This is a genomic window from Methylobacterium segetis, assembly GCF_004348265.1.
Taxonomy (GTDB): domain Bacteria; phylum Pseudomonadota; class Alphaproteobacteria; order Rhizobiales; family Beijerinckiaceae; genus Methylobacterium; species Methylobacterium segetis.
In genome coordinates, this window is sequence record NZ_SMNT01000176.1 from 1 (window position 1) to 5780 (window position 5780).

Annotated in this window: 4 protein-coding genes; 2 read left to right on the forward strand and 2 right to left on the reverse strand. The window is 70.7% G+C overall.

Going from position 1 to position 5780, the window contains the following annotated elements:
* Both E1J50_RS25410 and E1J50_RS25415 read left to right on the forward strand, forming a co-directional pair.
* The coding region (locus E1J50_RS25410; protein WP_483466573.1) for a beta-barrel domain-containing protein at nucleotides 1-255 on the forward strand (255 nt) is incomplete at its 5' end.
* A gap of 72 nt (nucleotides 256-327) precedes the next feature.
* Entirely contained in the window at nucleotides 328-1437 is a 1110-nt protein-coding gene (locus E1J50_RS25415) for an NAD(P)/FAD-dependent oxidoreductase (RefSeq protein ID WP_132256973.1), read from the forward strand.
* 14 nt (nucleotides 1438-1451) lie between these two features.
* On the opposite strand, the gene E1J50_RS25420 is transcribed toward E1J50_RS25415, so the two are convergent.
* Both E1J50_RS25420 and E1J50_RS25425 read right to left on the reverse strand, forming a co-directional pair.
* Nucleotides 1452-3680, reverse strand: coding sequence for a CHASE2 domain-containing protein (locus E1J50_RS25420; RefSeq protein WP_425374968.1), 2229 nt, complete (start codon nucleotides 3678-3680; stop codon nucleotides 1452-1454).
* A 32-nt stretch (nucleotides 3681-3712) separates the two neighbouring features.
* The coding region (locus tag E1J50_RS25425) for a tandem-95 repeat protein (RefSeq protein WP_132256975.1) at nucleotides 3713-5780 on the reverse strand (2068 nt) is incomplete at its 5' end.

The window sequence follows — 5780 nt, forward strand, 5'->3', positions numbered from 1 at the left end:
CAGCGGGTGACGCCGGAGATCGACGGGGTGGTCAGCCGGGTCTCGGCGGACGTGACGAGCGACCCGAAGACGGGGATGAGCTACTACGTGGCGCGCATCCAGGTGCCCGAGGAGCAGACGGCGCGGCTGAACGGGGCCAAGCTGGTGCCGGGCATGCCGGTGGAGAGCTTCATGCAGCTCGGCGAGCGCTCCGTGCTCTCCTACCTCACCAAGCCCCTCACCGACCAGATCGCCAAAGCCTGGAGAGAACGATAGTCCCACGGAGGGCTTAGCACCGGGGCTTTTCACCCCCGCTGCCAAGCTCGATCCGCTGCGCTATCCTCGGGCATGCCCCGGGCGCGCCTCTCCATCCTCGTCGTCGGTGCCGGCATCCTCGGCCTGGCGACGGCGCGCGCGCTCGGCCGGCGCGGACACGAGATCGTGCTCGCCGAGGCGGGTGACGCGATCGGGACCGGCATCTCCTCTCGCAATTCCGAGGTCATCCATGCGGGCCTCTACTATCCGCCGGGCTCGCTGAGGGCACGCCACTGCGTCGAGGGACGCCGCCGCCTCTACGCCTTCTGCGAGAGCCACTTCGTGCCGCATGCCCGCCCGGGCAAGCTCGTCGTCGCCACCACGGAGGCGGAAGAGCCGGCCATCGTCGCGATTTTCGACCGCGCGTGCGCGAACGGCGTCGAGGGCCTGCGCCTCCTCTCCGGTGCGGAGGCTCGGGCGCTCGAGCCGAATCTCGCCTGCACCCGCGCTCTGCTCTCGCCGGAGACCGGCATCGTCGACAGTCACGCCCTGATGCTGGCGCTCCTCGGCGACGTCGAGGCGGCGGGCGGGGTCCTGGCCCTGCGAACGCCGGTGGAGCAACTCCTGCGCCGGGGCGACGCGTGGAGCGCGGTGTTCGGCGGCGAGGCGCCGGGAGAGATGCCCTTCGACGCGATCGTGAACGCGGCGAGCTTCGGGGCACCGACGCTCGCCGCGCGGACGGACGGATATCCCGCCCCGCGCGTGCCGCGCCTCGTGCTCGCGAAGGGCAGCTACTTCTCCTACGCCGGCAAGGCGGCTTTCCGGCGGCTCGTCTACCCGGCACCGGTGGAGGGCGGGCTCGGCATCCACCTCACCCTCGATCTCGCCGGGCGGATGCGCTTCGGTCCCGATGTCGAGTGGGTCGACCGGCTCGACTACACCGTCGAACCCGCCCGCGCCGAGACCTTCTACGGGGCGATCCGCCGCTACTGGCCTGCCCTGCCCCAGGGGAGCCTGATGCCCGATTACGCCGGCATCCGCCCGAAGCTCACGGGGCCCGGCGAGCCGGCGGCCGATTTCCGGATCGACGGCCCGCGCGAACATGGCCTCCCCGGCCTCGTCCATCTCTTCGGCATCGAGAGCCCGGGGCTGACCTCAAGCCTCTCGCTGGCCGAGGAGGTCGCGGACAGGCTGGAGGCCTGAGCCGCTCCCCTCCCCTATTTCGATTCGGCGACGTGGATCCCGGCCCAATCCTCGGGGGGTGGCTCGCGCTCGAAGGCGTCGACGCGCCGGGCATAGAGATCGTAGAGGCGGTCGAGCCCCGGGCCGGCGCCGCGTTCCCGACAGCTCTCGAGATGCGCGCGCGCCGCCGCCCAGTCCCGCCCGCGATAGGCCGCGAGCAGGGCGGCGTGCGCGGCGGCAAGCTCGCGGAACGCGGGCGAGGCGGCGAGCGCCGCGTCCCCGGCAAGGACCGAGATCGTCTCGGGCAGTGACTTCCCCTTCACCCGGATCCGGTCGATCTCCAGCACCGCGAAGCGGCCGGCGATCGCCGCGGCGGTGGCAGCCCCGAGGACGATCTGCACGCCGTAGGTCTTCGACTGGCCCTCGAGCCGCGAGGCGACGTTCACGGTATCGCCGAGCACCGAATAGTCGAAGCGCTGCGCCGACCCCATGTTGCCGACGACGCAGCGGCCCGTGTTGATGCCGATGCCGACCTCGAGGGGCAGGACGGGGAAGCCGCCCGCCTCTGCCTCGGTCCGGCGCGCCGCGTTGAGCGCGTTCATCCGGGCGATCATTTCCAGTGCCGCCGCGCAGGCATTGGCCTCCTGGTCCGGATCGTCGAGGGGCGCGTTCCAGAACGCCATGATGGCGTCGCCCATGTATTTGTCGATCGTGCCCCGGCGCCCGATGATCGCGTCGGTGAGCGGCGTCAGGAACCGGTTCATCAAGGCGGTCAGGCCGGACGGATCGGCGCGGTAGAATTCCGAGATCGCGGTGAAGCCGCGCACGTCGCTGAACATGATCGTCAGACGCCGCTCCTCGCCGCCGAGGCGCAGCTTCTCCGGCGAGGCGGCGAGCTCATCGACGAGGGCGGGCGAGAGATACTGGCTGAAGGCCGAACGGATGCGCTGCCGCCCCATCTGCTCGCGGGTGTAGTTGGTGAAGACGAGCACCGCGTAGACGCCGAGGCTCGCGCCGAGGGGAAAGGTCGGGTCGAGCAGGATGCCGAGTTCGCTGAAGCGGAACCACGAGATCGCGGCGATGAAGACGGCTACCACCGCCCCGAGCAGCAGCAGCCACGCCGCCCCGAGCACCGGCGCGAAGGCGATGATCCCGACCGAGACCGCGACGGCCAGGAGCACCTCCACGATGGCCGCGTAGCTCGGGTAGGACAGCGTCGCGCGGGTGAGCACGCTCTCCAGAACCTGCGCGTGCACCTCGACGCCGGGGATGGTGCGATCGACCGGCGTCGTCTTGTTGTCGAGGAGACCGATCGCCGAGGTGCCGATCAGCACGATCTTCTGCGCCACCCGCGCCGGATCGAAGCTCCCGTCGAGCACGGATCGGGCCGAGACGAAGCGGGCCGGATCGTGGTGGTTGAAATGCAGCCAGACCGAGCCCGTCGCATCGGTCGGCACCTCGAAACCGGGCAGCACGGCCGCGCCGACCCCCGCCTCGTCGCTGCGCAGCATCACGGCGCCGCTGCCGGTGAGGACGCGCAGAACTTCCAGAGCGAGGGCCGGGACCATCCGGCCCTCGGCGATCAGGACGAGGGGCACGCGCCGCACGATGCCGTCGCGTTCCGGAACGATGGTGAAGAGGCCGCGCCCCGCCGCCGACTGCTCCAACTCGGGCACGTTGCGAAGGAGGCCGGGAAAGCGCGCGATATGGGCCGAGGGGTCCGGCCCAAGGAGGGCGAACCCGGTCTCCGGCAGGCCCGCAGGGGGGTCCGAGGGCTGGACGAGGGCCGTCTGGCCGAGGATGACCCGCGACGCGGCGACGGCGTCGGCCAGGATCCGATCGTTGCTCGGAAGCTTGGCGAGCAGCGTCCGGCTCTGCGCGTCGAGGCCGGGGACGGTCTCGGCGATGAGGGCGGGCGACAGCCGGTCGGGCTCGGGGAAGACGGCGTCGAAGGCGATGGCCGCCGCGCCGGCCTCCGTCAGCCGCGAGACCAGATCGGCGACGCGGGTTCGCGACCAGGGCCACTGCCCCAGCGCGCGGATGCTAGCCTCGTCGATGTCGACGATGGTCACGGGCCGCAGGGTCGCAGGCCGCGGCCGCAGGATCTGGAAGGCGTCGAACGTGCGAAGCCGGAGCGTCTCGACCGGCGGCGGGTCCCAGAGGCGCAGGAGGACGAGCAGAAGGAGCACGGCCGTCGCCAGGACCCGGTCGAGGCCGATCCGCGCGACAAGCCTCCGCCGCGGTGCTGCCGGGCGGATCGATATGCCGGACGCCGCGCGGCTTCGGCCGCCTCCCCTCACACCAGCGGGGCCTGGACACTCAGGCGGACGAGGTGATCGGTCCAGATCACCGTCACGTCCGGTGTCGTCACGGGCAGGTTCAGGTGGGCGAGGGTGTGCCAGGATCCGTCAGGGCCGGTATGGACCTGCAGGGCGAGGTAGCCATCGACATCCGCCATGCGGGCATGGGCTCCCAGAGTCTCGGCGGTCACATCCGAGCCGAGCAGGCCGGTGAGGTCGATCGCGTCACCGGCGGCGCCCGGCTCGAAATCCGTGATGGTGCTCACGGTGGTGGGATCCGCGAAGACGAACACATCGTGCCCGCCCCCTCCGGTCAGCACCTGCGTGCTCCCGGCGGCGATCAGGATCTCGTCGTTGGGCGCGCCGACGAGATCGAGCGCGTCGGCGCGGTTCACGACCGCCTGAACGGTCTGGGCGGACCGGGCGCCGAACTCGTCCTCGACGACGTAGCTGAAATGGCCGCCGTTGCCGGCACCGTTGACGATGATCGCGTCGCCTCCCTCTGAGACACCCGCGTCCGTCACGTCGGCAACGCGCAGATGAGCCCCGGCATCGGGGTCGCGATCGTTGAACAGGAGGGCCGATTTCGGCACGGACAGGCCTGCGCCGGAGGCGGCGAGGATGTGGTCGAGGCCCCCTGTCGGCGCGTCGTTGACGCCGGCCACCGTGAAGGAGGCCGTCGCCGAGGCCGTGGCGCCGCTCGTGTTCGCGATCGTGTAGACGAAGGAATCCGAGGCCGTCTGGCCCTGCGCCAGATGATCGAAGACCGCGCGCGGGTCGTATGTGATCGTCCCGTCGGTGTTGAGCGTGACGGTGCCGCCATGCTCGCTCGTCGGGGCCACCGAAACCAAATGGATCGGGAGGCCGCCCGGATCGCTGTCGTTGGCGAGCAATTCGGCCAAGTGAATGACGAGGGGGACGTCCTCGCGGATTCGAGGCACGACGCCCGCATAGTCGATCACGAGTTCTGCGCCGACGAGGCGGCCGAATGTCGAATCGTAGGAACCGACTTGGAAGTCGATGTAGTACGAGCCGCTCGTCGGCAGGATGAAGGTGCTGGTCCTGAGGCCCGTCGTGCCCGAGAAGCCGGTGTTGAACTCGAACACCGTATCGACGATGTGGCCCGTGGAATCGCGGAGATAGCCACGCCCGAGCGCCCAGTCGCTGCCGCTGGACAAGATCCAATCGAACTTCACCGCGTCGCCTGCCGCCGCCGAGAAGGTCGCGCTGCGGATCGAAGGCCCCCAGGCCGTCCCACCGGCCGTGTCGATGCGGCCGTCGAAGTTCAGGACTGCGACGGCGTCCGCACCCGCGAGGCGCGTGCCCGTACGGTCGACGAAGACATGCGCCTCGTACGAATTGTCGGTGAAATTGTTGGATGGCGTGGTGACGGTGTTCCAGCCCGAGAAGTCCGGCGCGGCGCTGAAGCTCGAATTCGTCAGAAGGCTCGGATGCAGATCCGGATCGTCGTGAGCGATCGGGGGCCGCTCGCCGGCGCCCGTCAGCGTGACGGTGATCGGCTGCGCCGCGGTGCCACCCTGCCCGTCGGAGATGAGGACCGAGTAGGTCTGCACGCGGGTCTCGCCGGCTGCGAGCCCGTCGAGCGCGCGGTCGGGAACGGTGAAGGTCCAGGTCAGCGTACGCGATACCGGATCGACCGGACCGAGCGTCAGCGTGCCGAGATACCCGGCGCCGTCCGCCTTCAGCAGGGCGGAATGCCCGTCGCCCGCATCCGGATCGGCGAAGGCGATCGTTCCCGAGCGGGTATGGACGGCCGTGCCCGCACCCGAGGCTCCGTAGGGCAATTCGGCGACGGTCGCCGCCGCCTGGGTCGCGTCGGGGCGGATCACGGGCGGATCGTTGACGGCCGAGACGTCGAACCGTGCCGTCTGCGCGACGCTGCCGCCGTGCCCGTCCGTCACCGTGTAGGCCAGGACCACGCGTCCGCTGGCATCCGGCGCCGGCCGGTAGGCGTAGCGCCCGTCACCGAGATCCTCGATCGTGCCGCCGCCCTCGACGACCCGGAGCCCGGCCACCTGCAGGGCGTCGCCATCGGCGTCGCTG